The organism is Bdellovibrio sp. HCB-162 (assembly GCF_047344985.1).
Taxonomy (GTDB): Bacteria; Bdellovibrionota; Bdellovibrionia; order Bdellovibrionales; family Bdellovibrionaceae; genus Bdellovibrio.
Genome location: NZ_CP178861.1, coordinates 1726272 through 1742139, shown reverse-complemented (window position 1 = coordinate 1742139; position 15868 = coordinate 1726272). Strand labels below are relative to the sequence as shown.

The 15868-nt window shown below is 44.5% G+C and carries 15 protein-coding genes; 6 read left to right on the top strand and 9 right to left on the bottom strand.

The window, feature by feature from the left end:
- Positions 1-195 precede the first annotated feature (195 nt).
- Positions 196-1056, top strand: coding sequence for a S1 family peptidase (locus tag ACLSSO_RS08590; RefSeq protein ID WP_413944691.1), 861 nt, complete (start codon positions 196-198; stop codon positions 1054-1056).
- Here ACLSSO_RS08590 and ACLSSO_RS08585 read toward each other — a convergent pair whose 3' ends face one another.
- The 5 genes from ACLSSO_RS08585 to ACLSSO_RS08565 all read right to left on the bottom strand — a co-directional run bounded on the left by ACLSSO_RS08585 (position 1057) and on the right by ACLSSO_RS08565 (position 6748).
- The gene (locus ACLSSO_RS08585; protein ID WP_413944690.1) at positions 1057-1350 is read right to left on the bottom strand and encodes an Mpo1-like protein; all 294 of its coding nucleotides are present in this window, start codon (positions 1348-1350) and stop codon (positions 1057-1059) included. It abuts the gene before it with no gap.
- 17 nt (positions 1351-1367) lie between these two features.
- On the bottom strand, positions 1368-2108 hold the full coding sequence (locus ACLSSO_RS08580) for a lysophospholipid acyltransferase family protein (RefSeq protein WP_413944689.1): 741 nt from the start codon (positions 2106-2108) through the stop codon (positions 1368-1370).
- 9 nt (positions 2109-2117) lie between these two features.
- On the bottom strand, positions 2118-3212 hold the full coding sequence (locus ACLSSO_RS08575) for a TIGR04552 family protein (protein ID WP_295904147.1): 1095 nt from the start codon (positions 3210-3212) through the stop codon (positions 2118-2120).
- Positions 3213-3257: 45 nt separating this feature from the next.
- A complete protein-coding gene (locus ACLSSO_RS08570; RefSeq protein ID WP_295904144.1) occupies positions 3258-3920 on the bottom strand; it encodes a hypothetical protein in 663 nt (220 codons plus the stop codon).
- A 149-nt stretch (positions 3921-4069) separates the two neighbouring features.
- On the bottom strand, positions 4070-6748 hold the full coding sequence (locus tag ACLSSO_RS08565; RefSeq protein ID WP_413944688.1) for a zinc-dependent metalloprotease: 2679 nt from the start codon (positions 6746-6748) through the stop codon (positions 4070-4072).
- Positions 6749-6859: 111 nt separating this feature from the next.
- Here ACLSSO_RS08565 and ACLSSO_RS08560 point away from each other — a divergent pair, with 111 nt between their 5' ends.
- From ACLSSO_RS08560 to ACLSSO_RS08540, 5 genes are all read left to right on the top strand, one after another.
- Positions 6860-8230: a peptide MFS transporter gene (locus ACLSSO_RS08560; protein ID WP_413944687.1), complete on the top strand. Its 1371-nt coding sequence runs from the start codon at positions 6860-6862 to the stop codon at positions 8228-8230.
- Positions 8231-8314: 84 nt separating this feature from the next.
- Positions 8315-8518, top strand: a complete 204-nt coding sequence (locus tag ACLSSO_RS08555) for a CPXCG motif-containing cysteine-rich protein (protein WP_295902668.1) — start codon at positions 8315-8317, stop codon at positions 8516-8518.
- A 37-nt stretch (positions 8519-8555) separates the two neighbouring features.
- Entirely contained in the window at positions 8556-9104 is a 549-nt protein-coding gene (locus ACLSSO_RS08550; RefSeq protein ID WP_295902665.1) for a GNAT family N-acetyltransferase, read from the top strand.
- Positions 9105-9119: 15 nt separating this feature from the next.
- Entirely contained in the window at positions 9120-10298 is a 1179-nt protein-coding gene (locus ACLSSO_RS08545) for an NAD(P)/FAD-dependent oxidoreductase (RefSeq protein WP_413944686.1), read from the top strand.
- Between the two features lie 185 nt (positions 10299-10483).
- Positions 10484-10915: a hypothetical protein gene (locus ACLSSO_RS08540; protein WP_413944685.1), complete on the top strand. Its 432-nt coding sequence runs from the start codon at positions 10484-10486 to the stop codon at positions 10913-10915.
- Between the two features lie 113 nt (positions 10916-11028).
- Here the strand turns inward: ACLSSO_RS08540 and ACLSSO_RS08535 are convergent, their stop codons facing one another.
- From ACLSSO_RS08535 to ACLSSO_RS08520, 4 genes are all read right to left on the bottom strand, one after another.
- Positions 11029-11334, bottom strand: coding sequence for a hypothetical protein (locus ACLSSO_RS08535; RefSeq protein WP_413944684.1), 306 nt, complete (start codon positions 11332-11334; stop codon positions 11029-11031).
- 140 nt (positions 11335-11474) lie between these two features.
- The gene (locus tag ACLSSO_RS08530; RefSeq protein ID WP_295902652.1) at positions 11475-11867 is read right to left on the bottom strand and encodes a hypothetical protein; all 393 of its coding nucleotides are present in this window, start codon (positions 11865-11867) and stop codon (positions 11475-11477) included.
- Between the two features lie 191 nt (positions 11868-12058).
- The gene (locus ACLSSO_RS08525; protein ID WP_413944683.1) at positions 12059-14212 is read right to left on the bottom strand and encodes a 3-hydroxyacyl-CoA dehydrogenase NAD-binding domain-containing protein; all 2154 of its coding nucleotides are present in this window, start codon (positions 14210-14212) and stop codon (positions 12059-12061) included.
- 40 nt (positions 14213-14252) lie between these two features.
- Entirely contained in the window at positions 14253-15596 is a 1344-nt protein-coding gene (locus ACLSSO_RS08520) for a thiolase family protein (protein WP_295902647.1), read from the bottom strand.
- Positions 15597-15868: the final 272 nt, after the last annotated feature.

Sequence of the window (15868 nt, the reverse complement as noted above, 5' to 3'; positions counted from 1 at the left end):
TTAAACGCACGCTCAGAGCATGAAGGCTGTCAAACCCTTGAAAAAAGACCACTTATTGTCCTCGTTCGAAAATTATCGACGAACATCACTGGCATTATTCCAGCAATGTTTTCCGGAGTGTGCGATCAACACGGATATATTGTTATTGAATAGTAATGCGGTCCCATTTTTGGGCTCAGTGACAGGAGAAATGACATGAGAGTGCTTTTTTGCTTTCTAATTCTTGCGATGTTGGGATGCCAGGACAAAGTGGCCTCTTCCCAAAGCACAATAGAACATGAGGAAAGCAACGGAATTGTCGGAGGCGAAGATGTTCCAGAAGATAATATCATCACTCGCCAAGCTTTGAATTTTAAAATCCGTTATCAAAGATCTCCCGTCGATGGAGTCGAGCAAAAGCCGATTTCTTCGCAATGTACAGCGAGCGCTATTGCTCCGTCGGTGATCCTCACCGCCGCTCACTGTATTATTTCAAACTCTCCGCCATCGCATATGATTCTTCTTAAGAACAACCAAGGAGAAAGTATTTCCATTCGCGGAACCGATGTGGTGGTTCACCCGGATTATATCACTGGCAATAAGAACGCAGACGTGGCGTTGATTCTTTTAGAGCAAGAACTTCCAAAAGATATTGAGATTATGAATCTCCCAGAAAAAGATGCCGATTTACATCTGACTCAAGTCATCGCGGCAGGCTACGGTCGTTCGGATGGACGTCCTGCGTTCCCTGGTCACCTCGGCGTTCTGCGTACGGCGACTCTCGATGTTCAAAATTACGTGACCACTTCAACTTCTTTTATCGTGACACAAAACCAAGGAAAAGGATTTTGCCAAGGTGACTCCGGTGGTCCGGCGATAGCTTCAATTGATAACAAAACATATGTTGTCGGCATTGCCTCAAGAACATTTTTTAATCCTGAAGTTCCTGCAGAAGAACGCAATCTGTGCATTGATCGCGGTCTTTACATCAACGTTCAATTTTATGCAGATTGGATTCAAAAAAATAGGCTGAGCCTTCTCACGAAGAAAGCTGTTGCCGAAGGAACGGATTTTTAATTACTTCCAGAGCTTACCCGCGCACATCGAATAAAACATTTTGAAATCCCCCATAAGGGACCACCAAGGATGTTTAAATGTCGCGGGTCTGTTTTTTTCGACACCGAAGTGCCCCACCCAAGCAAAGCCGTAACCAATCACTGGCAAAAGCCAAAGCGCCATCCATTCTTGAGTTAAGAGTGCATAAAGCAAAACGAGATGAACACAAAGAGTGCCGACAAAATGCAATCGACGATTGATGGGGTGGGAGTGCTCTTGCAAATAAAAAGGCCAAAACTCTTTAAATGTCGTCATAAGCACTCCTTAAAAAACTACTGAGTACTGTCCTCTTGAAAGTAGGGCTCCATCACTTTACGAACACGTTCCTGCAACTGAGGTCTTTGTTCAATAGTATACTCGGTAGGATCAATGGGCGGCAAGACCTGCAACGTAACCGTTCGACTCCACACACCCCAGTTGGGAACTGTGTGCCCTTTTGGTAAAATCGCAGCCGCTCCTTTGACAATCACAGGGACGATGGGCGCTTTCGCATTGATAGCAAAAATAAAAGGACCCGATTTAAAGTTTCCTAAACGCTCGCTGTTTTGACGAGTTCCCTCGGGGGCTAATGCAAACCGCTCCCCGGCTTTGATACGCGCTTCTGCCGCCTGATAAACTTTAAAGACCTCTTCGCGACGTTCACGGGCAATTGGCAAAATTCCCGCACGACGCATGGCTGGTCCAAATACAGGAATTTTGAAAAGTTCAATCTTTGCACCAAATCGGAAACTTCCCAAGTATCCATTCATCGCAAAAATATCAAAGAAGCTTGTGTGATTAAACACGTATAAGAATCCTCCAGAAGGACGATTCTCTAGACCTTTTACGACGACCTTCACACCAAACATCCGACAGGCATTGCGAGTCCAGAACTCAACAATGTGATCTTCCAAAGGACGGTTGTTCATTGTGAGATTCACAATAATCAAAGCCGTCGCACAAAGCATTGTGTGAATAGGAAACCAGATGAGCGCCAATAAAGAACGAGGATACGAAAGCAACTTCCAAAACATATAATAACTCTATTCAGGGAACAGACGCTTACGCGCCGCCAATCTTTGTCTTTCCTTGTAAGCCTGATGTTCCGAAGGCCCCGACAAAATTTTTTGATGTGCGGCTTGATCCATGATTTGCACTTCGAAAGGATAAAAGAAACTAAATTCTTCTTTTCCCGCCGTCGGCTTGATGTGAATCAATTTACGCGAGATAAATTTAATAAAACGATAGTCTTCGCCAGAAAAGAAATTTTCTTTTCTTAAGAACTTTACGTTCTCGCCTTGCTCTGCAAGTTTTTGATCAAACGCTTTTTGAATGCTCTTTTCATCCAAAGTATCGAGGCGATGAGCCAGATCATCACACACTTCCATGAACAAGCTTACGGGATACAAGTTGTTAGAGCTTTGATCCGGCATGATGTGCGGAAAACTGATTACGTTTTCACGAATCAGGAAGCGCACAACTTGGAAAGTATCAAAAAGGTTGCGTGTGATAAAACGAACACCCAGCTTATCAAAAATCTTCATCGCCAAGGCATCGGGTTTTGCCAAAAGCTTAATCACCGTGCTTGAAGAGGTTTTAAAAGGTTTTACTTCAAAACCTAAAAGCTCAATCGGCTCCATGTTTTCCATGTGAGAACTTTGCAAGAACGTACGATGAGTCGTCCCGTCATGACGAATGCAATCTTGAAATGGAGTCAGAATCTGCGACTGAATCTCTTCCGAGAAGGAACTAAAAAGATCGTTCTCTGCATGAACAAAAACGTGCATACAACGAAGAATAGCACACGCCCAGCGCTGCAATTCCTTCTCATCAGGGTTCTGTGAGCTTGCATAGATCAAAAGCTGGCGGATATCAGAAAGTCCCTTGCGGTCTCTAAAGACTTCAGGAAGCTCTGAATCTTGAAAGCCCAGCTTTTCTAGCATCAACACCAAAGCGCGACGATGATAGTACCAGAGCTTCTCTAAATCACTCTCACGAGTGACATCAAATCCATAACTGAGAAGAAAGGAACTGGCCGCCTCTAGCGTATGAATGTTGAGTTTGGGGATTTCGATGGCCGAATGCCCCCCAACAACAGAATTTAAAATAGAAGAGTCAAAGATGAAACGTTGAGGCATTCCCCTATCTTTGAACTGGATAGGGGGTGAATCAAGACGCGCCGCTTATTTAATAAGAGCGCAAGTGTAAGCTCTGAAGCTGCCAAGAGTGCCGGCTGCTGGTTGGTAACCGTTTACTGCCGTGTAGTTCTGATATTGAACAGTGCCTTGGACTGTCGTGTTGTCATATTGACCTTGGAAGATGATCTCGCCGTAGCTGTCTTTAAACCTAACTTGGATTTGACGCGTATTGCGATCAATCATGCCTTCGCTGGCTTGTTTAAACTCAACAACATAAGGAACGATTGTTTGTCCGTTGTAAACTTGCCCCACAAAAGAGTCGAAAATCTTAATCACAACTGTTGAAGAAGCCGGAATCAACTTACCAGCAGTGTCGAATTGAAATGAACCGCTAAAGTCGATACCTGTTTTGTCATTAATATTACCGCTGATTGTACCCAAGCTTTGTGGATCTAACGTCGCAGAGACAAAACCCTTCACTTGTGATTCAAAAGCTGAGGAAGCGTAAGGATCGTAGATCTTACCCCAAGTCATGTTGGCATTACCGCACGTGTTTGGAGTCGTTCCACCGCTTTGTGAAACTCCTGTTGGAGTCCCGCGACCTGCAACTCTCACTGCACTGCTATCTTTCTTGCCACAAGCCGACAAGGATAGAGCCAATGCAACCAAGACTCCCATCATTGATTTGTTAAAGAAAGATGTTTTCATAAATGCCTCCATACCCACTGTATAGGCAAGAGGTGGACCAGAGGTTGGCACGCCAAAACCAAAATAAACGGAACACAAAAAAGAACCCGTCTCAGTGCGAGACGGGTTTTGCAATAAGGACCTTTTAGGGAATCAGCTGTTTAAAAGCTTTACATCACTTTCTCTAGAGCCATCAGAGTATTCACCTCGTTGCTCAACCAGCTTGAAGCCGCAGAATCAATAAGACCTTGTTGAAGCAATTGAGAAGCAAGATCCGCAGGCTTTTTCACTGTGCTTAAATCCAAAGTCGCATCGATCTCTTTTAAGAATGCATTGACCTTGTCATATTGAGATTTGCGCACAAGAGCCTTCTTCATATCCATATCAAAGCGCAATCCTTTAGAAGAAAGCAGCTTGGCCCACTTCGCTTTTTCTTCAGCCGTCAGGAAGGATTTTACGACTTTTACTTCTTTCGTAAGACCCGCACCCACTTTAACAACTTGCTCACCTTCGTTGGCGGCCACAAGATCAAGATAGAGATTTGCCAGGGCTGCTGAACCATCTTCAGTTAACAAACCGCGAGGTAGCAACGCTGTGATAGAAGCTGTTAAGCCATTAGAGTCTTGCTCCATCTCATCAAGTTTTGGCAGAAGCTCCGCCACGCCCGCCGCTAAGACTTTGCGATTTGTTGTAAGAAGGCTTTGATAGAACTTAATGACCTTTTCTTGCTGTTCAGGACTGAGTTCGTATTCACGACCGCCTAAAGTTTTACCTTTTGCAAGATAAGGACTGTTTTTAAGCTCTTCAATTTGTTGAGCAAGCCAATTTGTCGAAATCGTGCCGTCAGCGTTTCTCCAAAGACCGTTGATCATCGAAGCATAACCGCCTGCTTCAGCCAAAGAACGCGCGCGCTCTTTCGTCAGCGCTTCATCCATACCCATTTTAGAGTAAAGCACTTGACCTGACTTCACATTTTCAAGAGACGCAAACACAGGGGCCGCTGTGTTGTTCTTAGAAATATCCATCACCACTTGGCTTACAAACTTCAGCGCATCTAAGTTCGCGCGTCCCCATTTCGTCGTGTCTTGCAAAACCGTATCAAGATTAGCAACAACGGTGGGCTGATCAGATGGATACAAACGACCAATGATCGAAGCAAAAAGAACTTTCGTTAGATTTTCTTTTTCACCTTTTGCATCAAGGTATTTTCTTAAAAGAGGATTGTTGCCGGCATCAAAGCGCTCACAACCATAGATTTGCAAAGACTGACTGTTCGCTAAAGAAATATCGTCATCTGTGCAATACAAAGATGTTTTTTCGTTTAAAGCGCTGTCGTTGTCTGAATATGCCCAGTCCATCGCCATTTTATCGTAAGACAAAGCGGCGTATTTGATTCTTCCCGCCATCAAAACATCATCAATACCACTGACGTAGTCCATGATACTTGTTGAAGTCTCAAGACCTTGATGGTTGAGGTCTTTTAAATAAGTTTTCGCAGACTCATAGATTTCTTTAGTTGAAACTTTCGCAGAGAACGATCCCGCGAAGTTATGACGAAGCCCCAAAGCGTGACCTAATTCGTGGGCTACAGTTGCACGAACACTGTCTTGCGCCAGACGCAGTCTTTGAGAGTCACTGGCTTCACGAGCGATTTGATTGATCGCATTGAAGCTTTCCGTCAGATCACAAGCAATCGCACCAGCGGCAACTGGTGTGTTGCCATTCAGATTCACGAGATCCGCAGAACCCACGCGTGTGAACACAGAAGGCATAAAGACTTGCGCACGCAAAACCTCACCTGTGAGAGGGTCTGACTGTCCAATAGCGTAAGCGGCACCAGAATCCAACCAAGGAATCCAACGAACGAAGATGCTGCGATCTTCAGGACCCGCTTGCGGATCAACGCCCGTTTTCACAGTCACGATATCGCGACCAAAAACTTTATTCCAATAAAGAGCAGCTTCAGTCACAGCACCCACGTACTCCTGAGGAACCGCTGATGATACGCGCACGACGATAGGTCCTTTAGACGGAGAAAGATCCCACTTCGTAATAAGATTCACGATGTCTTGGCTATAGCCTTTTTTAGAAACTTTTGTAACGAAGAAACCTACGCGGCGGGATGGATCGTACTCTTTCTTTTTAAATTCTGGAGAAAGATTGTAAGCGCGGATTTGGATGTTCATCGCCAAAGTTTCTTCGCGTGTTTCCAAACTCATGCTCTTATTTGCGCCCGCCTTCACAGCATCAGTACGAACTTTAGAGATCTGCTCTAGCTCGATATTCTTTTCGTCGAATTTGATATTACGAACAAAAGAATCAATGACGGGAAGTGATTGGAAAGAACTCTCTGTCAGGTCGTTATTTTTTCCGCGTGGCGCATCGACGTCATAAGAACTTTGAAGGACAAATGTTTTTAGGCCTTGTCCCCAGTCGAATGTAATGGATTTATCGTCTTCAGAAACCACATCGAATGTTTGAATGAGGTTCACCGTGCGGATCTCCTCGTAGATGCTGTTATAATTTTCAGCAAGAAGAGCGACCTTCGAACCTGATTTCTCAAAGCTCACAACCAGAGGTTTTAGATCGTACCATTGAGGTGTTGAGCCTGCGGTTTTTCCAGAGGCAATTAGAAGGAAGATCTTTCCTAAAGCGGCTTTTTGAATTGTGATGCAAGAAGCTTTATCACAGGCAGAAGAGGTGGAATCTACACTCTGCGGGGAAAAGGATTCACGCATATCGGCAGGTGCTTGCTTGGCGACGACCTGTTCTTTTTTGATCGTGCAGGATGAAAGAATCATGGATGCGACAACAGTGCTGATGACAGCGGCGTACTTATTAAACGTCATTTCACGAACCCCCAAAAAACTTTTTCAGGTGACATTTATGCCAAATAGTGGCGAAGATCAAAAGGCCTCTGAAAAAAAGAATGAAATGTTCATAATCTTTACAGGAGAATCATGGCTCAAACGGCTCACAATGCAAATAAGACTTTCTTCGGGCATCCGCGCCCTCTTTTCACCCTGTTCTTTACAGAGATGTGGGAAAGATTTTCTTACTACGGAATGCGGGTTCTTCTCGTACTTTACATGATCCAGCACCTTTTCCAGCAGGCCGATGCCGGCAAAGAGGTCTTTGGATATGCGACGATCAAAAGCGTTCTAGAGTCCTTCTATGGAGAGCTCTCCCACCAGGCTCTGTCTTCTCAGATTTACGGGCTTTACACGGGCTTTGTTTATTTTACGCCGTTCTTCGGGGGCATTATTGCCGACCGTTTCATTGGACAAAGACGTTCCGTTTATGTGGGCGGTGTCTTGATGGCGACCGGTCACTTTTTGATGGCCGTAGAAAGCATGTTCTTCCCGGCTTTATTGTTCCTGATTTTGGGTAATGGTTTCTTTAAACCAAATATTTCAACTCAAGTCGGTGGTCTTTATGCCGAGAACGATCCTCGCCGTGACGGTGCCTATACGATTTTCTATATGGGTATCAACTTAGGCGCGATCTTGTCTCCGTTAATCTGCGGAACTTTGGGACAAAGAGTGGGATGGCACTGGGGCTTTGGTGCGGCGGGCGTCGGCATGCTTGTGTCTTTGGTGATTTATCACTTCGGAGGAAAACATCTTCCGCAAACAGAGCAGAAACAATCGATCAAAGAAGTTGAAGCCAAAGCTCAACAACCGATGACGAAAGAAGAATGGGCTCGCACGATTGCATTGACCTTCTTGTGTATGGTCACGATTTTCTTCTGGGGTGTTTACGAACAACAAGGCAACACTTTGCAATTGTGGTCTGATCAAAGTACCGATTGGAACTTCTTTGGTTTTGAAATTCCTTCGACGTGGTATCAGTCTTTCAATCCTCTTGTGATTGTCTTCTTTGCTCCTCTTTTAGATCGTTATTGGGCTTGGAGAGCGCGTAGCAATAAAGCTCCCGGCACTGTGACTAAGATGGCGATCGGCTGTGTTCTTGGTGCTGTGGCATTAGTTATCATGTATCTTGCGGCGCAAGCTGTGGGTGCTGGTAAAGGCAATGTGATGTGGCTTTTGGGCTCTACGTTCTTGCTAACATTGGCTGAGCTTTACATCTCTCCGATTGGTCTTTCTTTGGTGACGAAGGTTTCTCCGGCGAAGATTGTTTCGATGATGATGGGTGTGTGGTTCCTTGCGACGTTCTTTGGAAACTATATCGCAGGTTACATCGGAAGTTACTATGAGAGAATCGCCAAAGATGAGTTTTTCCTGCTTCTTGCAGGCTTAAGTCTGATTCCTGCGGTTCTGTTCTTTTTTACTCATAAGGTTCTCACAAACGCTCTAGGTAAAGACGTCTAGAAAAGAACCTGTATTTCGGCACAAGGTCTTTTGAAAGTGGGCCGCCTCTATGAAAATAAGGGTGGTCTAACAAAGAAGGCCTTTATGGAATACAAAGTTCAATGCCCCTTCTGCCGCGAAAAATTCGGAATCACCATTCATCTTGAGGATGGAGCTGATCAGGAATTTATTTGGGATTGCGACGTGTGCTGCCATCCTATTGATATCCACGCCATCTGGAACGAATCTCATCATAAATTTTCCCTAAGAGTCGGCCGTGGAGCGGGTTATGACGAGATGCCGATATGATCTTGACCAGAATTTCTGAATGTGAGTTTATGGGCCTATGCACATTCGTCCTCTAGAATTATCTGACCTTCCTCAAGTGAAAACATTCACCGATCGTACGATTGGTTTGAATTATTTTAATCTTGAAGAACTGCAAGAGTGTTATCGAAAGGCCCTTGTGGGCGACGTGATGTGCTCTTTTGTTTTGGTGGACGATAAAGGCATTCAAGGCTTCCGCTTGGCCTACCCGCCAGGCGCTTGGAGCAAAGGCAAAGGCTCAAAACTTCGTCCTGATTTGTGGAATGTGCCTCTTGAAAAAGTAGGCTATTTTCAAAGTCTGTTCTTAGCACCTGAAGCGCAAGGTAGCGGCTGGGGACCAAAACTTTCTGAGGCCGCCATTGAATGTTTTAAAAAATTAGGAACTTTAGCCATTGTGACTCACGCATGGAAAGAGTCTCCGAATAATTCTTCGATTCGTTATCTTACTAAATTTGGCTTTCAAAGTGTGACGACTCATCCAGAGTATTGGATTGATATCGACTATGAATGTGTGCGCGATGGAAAACCTTGTCGTTGCACGGCTGAAGAAATGATCAAGTATCTTTAAGGACAACTCATGAGCATGTCTTATTGGCTCCAAGAAAAAGTCTCGAACCTCCCTACTGCTAAAACTTCGAAATATGATGTCGTCATTGTTGGCGGTGGGATTGCGGGACTTTCGACGGCGTACTGGCTGCAAAAAGAAAATCCGAAATTAAAAATCGCAATTCTTGAAAAACACCGCGTGGGCTTTGGTGCCAGCGGCCGCAATGCGGGCTTTGTGACTTGCGGATCGACCGAACATTTTATCAAACTTAAAGAACAGTTCGGTCTTTCTAAAGCCGTTGAGATTTGGAAATTTTCTGAAGAGAATCGCGAGCTTCTTCTTAAGCATATCATTGAAGACGCCTGGGATGAGATGGATTTCCGTCACACGGGTTCTTGCACTGTTGCTCCTAGTGAAACTCATTGGGAGAAATACAAAAACATTGCGGCTGTCATGCGTGAGTCCGGTATCGATGTTTACGAAGTCGGCCCGCAAGAGATGGAAAAAGACTACGGGGTTACGGGTTTTGAAGGCGGTATTCAATACACTGGTGACGGCTACATTCATCCGATTAAGCTTTTGCAAAAAATGCGTGCGAAACTGAATGTTGATATTTATGAAGAACATGAAGTTTTAGCGATTGATAAATCTTCATCTACACCTGTGATTCACACTTCAAAAGGAATTTTTGAAAGCGCCCAAGTCGTTATCACTTTGAATGCTTATCTTCCCTTGGTCCTTGAGAATTTTAATTCGATCATTAAGCCCGGCCGAGGACAGATTCTTCTTACAGAACCTTTACCTGCGTTTGTAAAAGGGCCTTGCTATTTGACGAAGCATCTTTGTTATTTTAGACAGCTTCCGACAGGACATTTGTTGATTGGTGGTTTTAGAAATCTCGCCATTGAACAAGAAAATACTCATGAGGATGCGACAACAGATTTAATTCAAACAGCCTTATACGACTTTGTGAAAGGTCATTTCAAATATGGACCTCAAGCCAAGATCGCGCATCAATGGTCTGGTATTATGGGATTTTCTCCGGATGGTCAGATGATGTTGGGCGCCTTGCCCCGGAACGAAAACATTCATGTGATGGCAGGCTGCTCTGGACATGGAATGGGTTTGAGTTTTAATGGCGCTCGCACGCTTGTCAGTGGAATGTTTGGCAAAACTATCCCGGCGCATTTGAATATCAACCGTTTTAAATTTTAATTTCCCTGCCGCTCTTTCAGCACCTGCCGACAACTCGGCAGACCCTACTGTCGGGATCTCGGCAAGGGTCTTTTCAGGTCGATTTTACGATGTTTTTACGTCTGAAAAACGTGGCACCGTGGTTGCTTTATTAACTCTGCGAAACGCTAACGCTGATGTTAGCAAAATCATTCAAAGGAGTTTTTATGAAAAAGCAAATTATGTCTTTAGTAGTGTTGGCAGCGGTTCTTGGTTCAACAACAGCGGCAATGGCCGGCAATCAATCTGACGTTCCTGACAATATGCTAAGCCTTCAAGCACGCAGTGCAGTCGATGTCCTGACTAAACAAGCTCCCAAAGGTCCTTATGATGGCGAGTGCTCACTTGAGGAGCTTCAAAACGGCTGCGATAAAGCGATGATGTACGGCATGGCTATTACTGTGTATTTGAAAATTCCAGCAGGTAAAGAAGTCGGCATTCAAGTGACTGATGGTTCTTGCGACGGCATGGGGGAAATTGTTTACCCAGATCAACGCCGCATTCGCTTGTACTCGGGTCTCACTTTCAATGAAAGCGGCTACTACACAGTGATTAATCAATCTTATGACATTTGTAAAATTCAGTTGAAGTTGAAATAAGACCTCGGCCTTACATAACGAAAAAGCCAACCTCAGTGGGTTGGCTTTTTTTTGTTTAAGATTTATTTCCATTGATCAGATCAAGCCAGTCCTCGTACTTAATCTGCCACGTTTTAAGATAAAACTGACGAAGCTTTTCTGGAGCCATCACGCTGACTTGATAACCACAGCGATAGGCTTCTTCCTAAACGAAGCAAGCGCACATCTATAAGCTTGCGCTCAAGCCACATCTGTCGAGCTTTGCGAAGTCCCTCCCTCGCATCAGGGTCATTGGAATTGTTTTTATAGGCTTGCTCGAACAACGAAAGAGCTTTTTCGTACTTCCCCTCTTCCAAAGCCTCTTGACCTTGTTTGGTGAGAGACGCGCAAGAAATCATAGTCAGCGATAAAACGACAAGAACGATCCAATTTTTTATCATGAACAACTCCAGTTCTGCTCTGGAGTAATTATAAAAGAACTCTTGAGAAAGTTATTTTTGGAGGAAATCTGCCGCAGTGCTTTGTTTAAATGTTTCTAACTTGCAACAAAAAAGCCCACGTTGCCGTGGGCTTCGAAATATTAAATTGCTTTCTGCAAATCCGCGATGAAGTCATTTCGAACTTCTTCATCTAGCAAACTGATCAAACCGATGATCGACGCTGGAAGAGCAAAACTTGGAGCTGAGAATAAAAGTACTACCAGCGCTCCCACCCATGCCCATGTCTTTTTCTGTTTGAGATCCTTAATTACATAGTAAGTTAGGACGATCATCAGCACCGAACAGATAATCGAACCGCTGATTGCTCCATAACCAAATGATGGCAGATTCAATTCAGGATTTTCAGATAGGATCTTGTTTACGCTAATATAAGCGTTTACAGTCGCCCATAAAGTATAAACACCCATTCCGACTTGAACCAAGATCACCGCATACAAACACAAAATACCACGTTTTAATTTCTGTTCTTTCATACGAACCTCCATGACCTCCCCTCTTGCAAAGGGAGTCATCAGTCGCAAAATGGTATTTCAAACAGCGAGTTTCGAAAGCGTCTTTCATGTCCGAACATCGACTGGACACTAGAGAGCCCCAAGATTACAACATAAAAAAAGAGCCAACTTCTTCAGTTGGCTCTTTCACTTATTCTAAATTTTAGAACTGATTATTTATAAAACTTGCTGTTTGATTTCGCCATGTTTGTTAACGGCGTTGATGGTTTCAAACGAGAAGCTTTACGACTTGAAGCGTACATTGCCAACTGATCGGCCACGTATTGTGTACCAACGGAGTCAGTGTACTTCATCAAACCACCGCGGAATGGAGGGAATCCCGTACCCATGATCATCGCAAGGTCTACTTCATTTGGAGTTTCTACGATGCGGTCTTCGATCAATGCCAAAGACACCTCGTTCACCATCGCAAACACACCGCGCTCGATGCACTCTTTTGTATCGTATGGATTTGTTGGTTGTCCCAAGCCAAGAGCTGCGTAAATAGATTGATCTACGTCACCGCGCTTGCCGTCTTCAGAATAGTGATAAAAACCTTTTCCGTTTTTACGACCAAGTCTTCCTGATTTTTCAAGAGCTTCCATACAAGGAGCGACTTCAATGCGGTCTCCGAAAGCTTTCTTAAAGATCTTAAGAACTTTCAAGCACACATCAAGACCGACTTCGTCCATAAGCTCGAAAGGTCCCATTGGCATACCGAAATCTTGCACGTAAGCCTTATCAACCACTTCAATACTCATTCCTTCTTGCATCAAGAACGCGGCTTCTGCCATGTATGGCATGAGCAAACGATTCACCAAGAAGCCCGGACCGTCTTTAACAACGACAGGCATTTTGCCCATCTTCTTCGACAATTCGTAGATTGTTGAAATAGTTTCGTCAGAAGTCTTTTCGCCGCGAATAACTTCAACAAGAGGCATCTTGTTCACTGGATTGAAGAAGTGCATTCCCGCAAAGTATTCTGGACGAGGATGCCCTTTAGACATCTCTGTCACAGACAATGAACTTGTGTTCGTTGCGATGATCGCGTCTGGGCGCATTTGACCCGCGCACTCACCGATGACTTTTTGTTTGATACCCATGTCTTCAACGATGGCTTCAACAACAACGTCCAAGTTTTTAAAACCGGAGTAATCCGTTGTTACAGAAACAGCATCCATCTTTTGTTGAAATTGATATTTATCGATGGATTTACGCTTCACAAGCTTCATCCAAAGATCGCTGGCATGCTTAAGACCTTTACCCAAAGCTTCTTGGTTTAAGTCTTTCATGCGCACTTGAATACCTTTGTCAGCAGCAACATAGGCGATACCGCCACCCATTGTTCCCGCCCCCAAGATACCGATGGCTTTGACTTCTTTTGGTTTTACGTCAACGCCTGGAACACCGTTTTGTTTTTTCACCATCTCTGTCAGATAGTAAACGTGGATCAAGTTTTTAGAGATCTCCGTCACACCCAACTCACAGAAACCTTCACGCTCAATGCGCATTCCCGCATCGCGATCAGACATGCCGTAAGTTTTTTGAATGACTTCAAGAGCTTTCAAAGGAGCGGGATAGTGACCCTTCGTCGCCTTCATCACACCTTCGCGCGCTTTTTTGAAAACAATGCCGCGACCCAAAGCACTCTCAAGAACTTTGTTCATCGCACCTTTGGCTTCAAACTTTTTACGACGTTTTTTACCGCCGCCTGCGATAATCTCTTTCGCCCACTTCACCGCTTGCTCATCAAGCAAGTTCGGGTGAACCATTTTATCAACAAGACCGATCTTCAATGCTTTTTTTGCATTTACTGATTTACCAGCCAGGATGATATCCAAAGAGGCTTGCAAACCAAGAACGCGAGGCATACGCTGAGTTCCGCCAAAACCTGGCAAGATACCCAACTGAATTTCCGGAAGACCAATCTTTGTCGAATTGTCTTCAGAAGCAATACGATAATCACAAGCCAAGATGAACTCACAACCACCACCCATACAAGCGCCATTCACAGCAGCGATTGTCGGCATTGGAAGATCTTCCACCATGTTCATCACATCTTGGCCGCCTTTAACGGCAGCATCGAACTGCTCTTTCGTGGTCATGCCTTTGATCTCTTCGATATCGGCACCAGCAATAAAGATTTTTGGTTTGTTAGATTTAAAGATCACAGCTTTATAAGAAGACTTCTTAAGCTCACCAAGAACTTCTTGAAGTCTCATCATCACTGGAGTCGAAAATTTATTTACTTTCTCCCCGACAAGATCAAACTCAACAACTGCGATCTCACCTTGAGGAACAATTTTAATACTTTCTTGAATAGACATTCTGAATACTCCTAAGTTGCTAACGTGCTAGAGAGGTGTATTAACCTTCGTTCTCCAAAATCATCGATCCGCCTTGACCGCCACCAATACAAAGTGTCGATAGACCGAATTGAACATTTCTGCGTTTCATTTCTTTTGCCAATGTAAGAACAATGCGTGTTCCTGTTGCGCCTACGGGGTGACCCAATGCGATCGCTCCACCGTTGACGTTCAAGATGTCATCGCTGATCTCGCCCACTTTTGCAGACAAGCCCAATTTTTCTTGAGCGAATTTGTCCGAGTTCAAAGCTCTTTGGCAGGCCATCACTTGAGCTGCAAAAGCTTCGTTCAACTCAACAAGGCCCATGTCTTTCAAAGAAAGACCCGCGCGCTTTAGCGCTACTGGAGTTGAATATGCAGGACCAAGTCCCATACGCTCAGGCTCAAGACCCGCAAACGCGTAAGAACGAATTCTAGCAAGTGGTTTGTAACCAAGTGAATCTGCTTTTTCACGAGACATCAAAAGCACCATCGCAGCACCATCCGTGATAGGGCACGAATTCCCCGCCGTGATAGAACCTGTGGCTTTATCAAAGAATGGTTTTAGTTTTTGCAAAGCTTCCATCGTTTGATTGTCACGAGGACCTACGTCATCCGCGATCACTTCCTTGTATTCAGGAGCCAAGTACACAGGTGTGGACTCTTCCTTCATACGACCTTCTTTCATCGCCTTGGCAGCCAAGTGATGCGAGCGAAGAGCGAACTTATCTTGCATCTCGCGAGAAAGGCCCCACTCTTTCGCCAAGATCTCTGCTGTTTGTCCCATGTTGATTCCAACAAAAGGATCCGTCAGTCCCAACATCACAGAAATTTGCGGGAAGTAATCATCCTTCATATTGCCTTGAAGAAGAGCTTTGATTTGATTCACGTCCGCTTTGAAAAGCTGCCACAACAACGGCAAGGCTTGCTTCGGACCTTTTGCTGCAAAAAGATTGTTGTAAATATCTTGGAACTTTTTTGGAGGAAGAGTTGGCATTTGTGACATGCTCTCTGTACCACCGGCAAGAACTACATCCATTGTCCCTGATTTAATTTTTTCGTAACCGTTAGAGATAGACTCTAAAGCCGAAGCACAGTTTCTGTGCACAGTGTAGGCTGAGGTTTTAAGTGGAATGCCTGCATTCAAAGCAACAACGCGCGAAATATTCACTGCATCAGGAGGATTGCCTGTGTTACCGATGATCACTTCATCAACACTGTTCACATCCAAATTTGTCTGAGCGATGAGTTGTTTAAGAGCTGTTTTTCCGAGTTCCGCAGGATGAACTTTTTTAAGTTTTGTTCCCGCTTTTGCAAATGGTGTGCGAACACCTTCAACAAGAACCACATCACGTGGTGATTTCATGCGCGTCTCCTTAGTTGTATAAGCCATTAAAATCATATGTCTTTTCGGTCATTCCACCAAATATAAAGAGTGGGAAATGTGAGCAGCCTAGACCTGACGCGGTGCGCGTCTTAGTCTTCAGCAAGCTCAAACCCTTATCTGTCTTGAGAAAGAATGCCTTTTATAGAGGCAGAACTCTAAACTTGAGAAAGTGTCGCTCTTTGCGGGCCGAAACACTAACGGAGGCTTTTTCATTTTTAGCGCAGCCTTCTCAGAGACTTCCTCTGAACTTA

What these genes read in the sequence shown, in the direction of transcription:
- ACLSSO_RS08530 (WP_295902652.1), bottom strand. Translation starts at nt 11,867, where the DNA reads ATGAAAGAACAGAAATTAAAACGTGGTATTTTGTGTTTGTATGCGGTG.
- ACLSSO_RS08535 (WP_413944684.1), bottom strand. Translation starts at nt 11,334, where the DNA reads ATGATAAAAAATTGGATCGTTCTTGTCGTTTTATCGCTGACTATGATT.
- ACLSSO_RS08575 (WP_295904147.1), bottom strand. Translation starts at nt 3,212, where the DNA reads ATGCCTCAACGTTTCATCTTTGACTCTTCTATTTTAAATTCTGTTGTT.
- ACLSSO_RS08555 (WP_295902668.1), top strand. Translation starts at nt 8,315, where the DNA reads ATGGAATACAAAGTTCAATGCCCCTTCTGCCGCGAAAAATTCGGAATC.
- ACLSSO_RS08565 (WP_413944688.1), bottom strand. Translation starts at nt 6,748, where the DNA reads ATGACGTTTAATAAGTACGCCGCTGTCATCAGCACTGTTGTCGCATCC.
- ACLSSO_RS08545 (WP_413944686.1), top strand. Translation starts at nt 9,120, where the DNA reads ATGTCTTATTGGCTCCAAGAAAAAGTCTCGAACCTCCCTACTGCTAAA.
- ACLSSO_RS08540 (WP_413944685.1), top strand. Translation starts at nt 10,484, where the DNA reads ATGAAAAAGCAAATTATGTCTTTAGTAGTGTTGGCAGCGGTTCTTGGT.
- ACLSSO_RS08585 (WP_413944690.1), bottom strand. Translation starts at nt 1,350, where the DNA reads ATGACGACATTTAAAGAGTTTTGGCCTTTTTATTTGCAAGAGCACTCC.
- ACLSSO_RS08550 (WP_295902665.1), top strand. Translation starts at nt 8,556, where the DNA reads ATGCACATTCGTCCTCTAGAATTATCTGACCTTCCTCAAGTGAAAACA.
- ACLSSO_RS08520 (WP_295902647.1), bottom strand. Translation starts at nt 15,596, where the DNA reads ATGAAATCACCACGTGATGTGGTTCTTGTTGAAGGTGTTCGCACACCA.
- ACLSSO_RS08525 (WP_413944683.1), bottom strand. Translation starts at nt 14,212, where the DNA reads ATGTCTATTCAAGAAAGTATTAAAATTGTTCCTCAAGGTGAGATCGCA.
- ACLSSO_RS08590 (WP_413944691.1), top strand. Translation starts at nt 196, where the DNA reads ATGAGAGTGCTTTTTTGCTTTCTAATTCTTGCGATGTTGGGATGCCAG.
- ACLSSO_RS08570 (WP_295904144.1), bottom strand. Translation starts at nt 3,920, where the DNA reads ATGAAAACATCTTTCTTTAACAAATCAATGATGGGAGTCTTGGTTGCA.
- ACLSSO_RS08560 (WP_413944687.1), top strand. Translation starts at nt 6,860, where the DNA reads ATGGCTCAAACGGCTCACAATGCAAATAAGACTTTCTTCGGGCATCCG.
- ACLSSO_RS08580 (WP_413944689.1), bottom strand. Translation starts at nt 2,108, where the DNA reads ATGTTTTGGAAGTTGCTTTCGTATCCTCGTTCTTTATTGGCGCTCATC.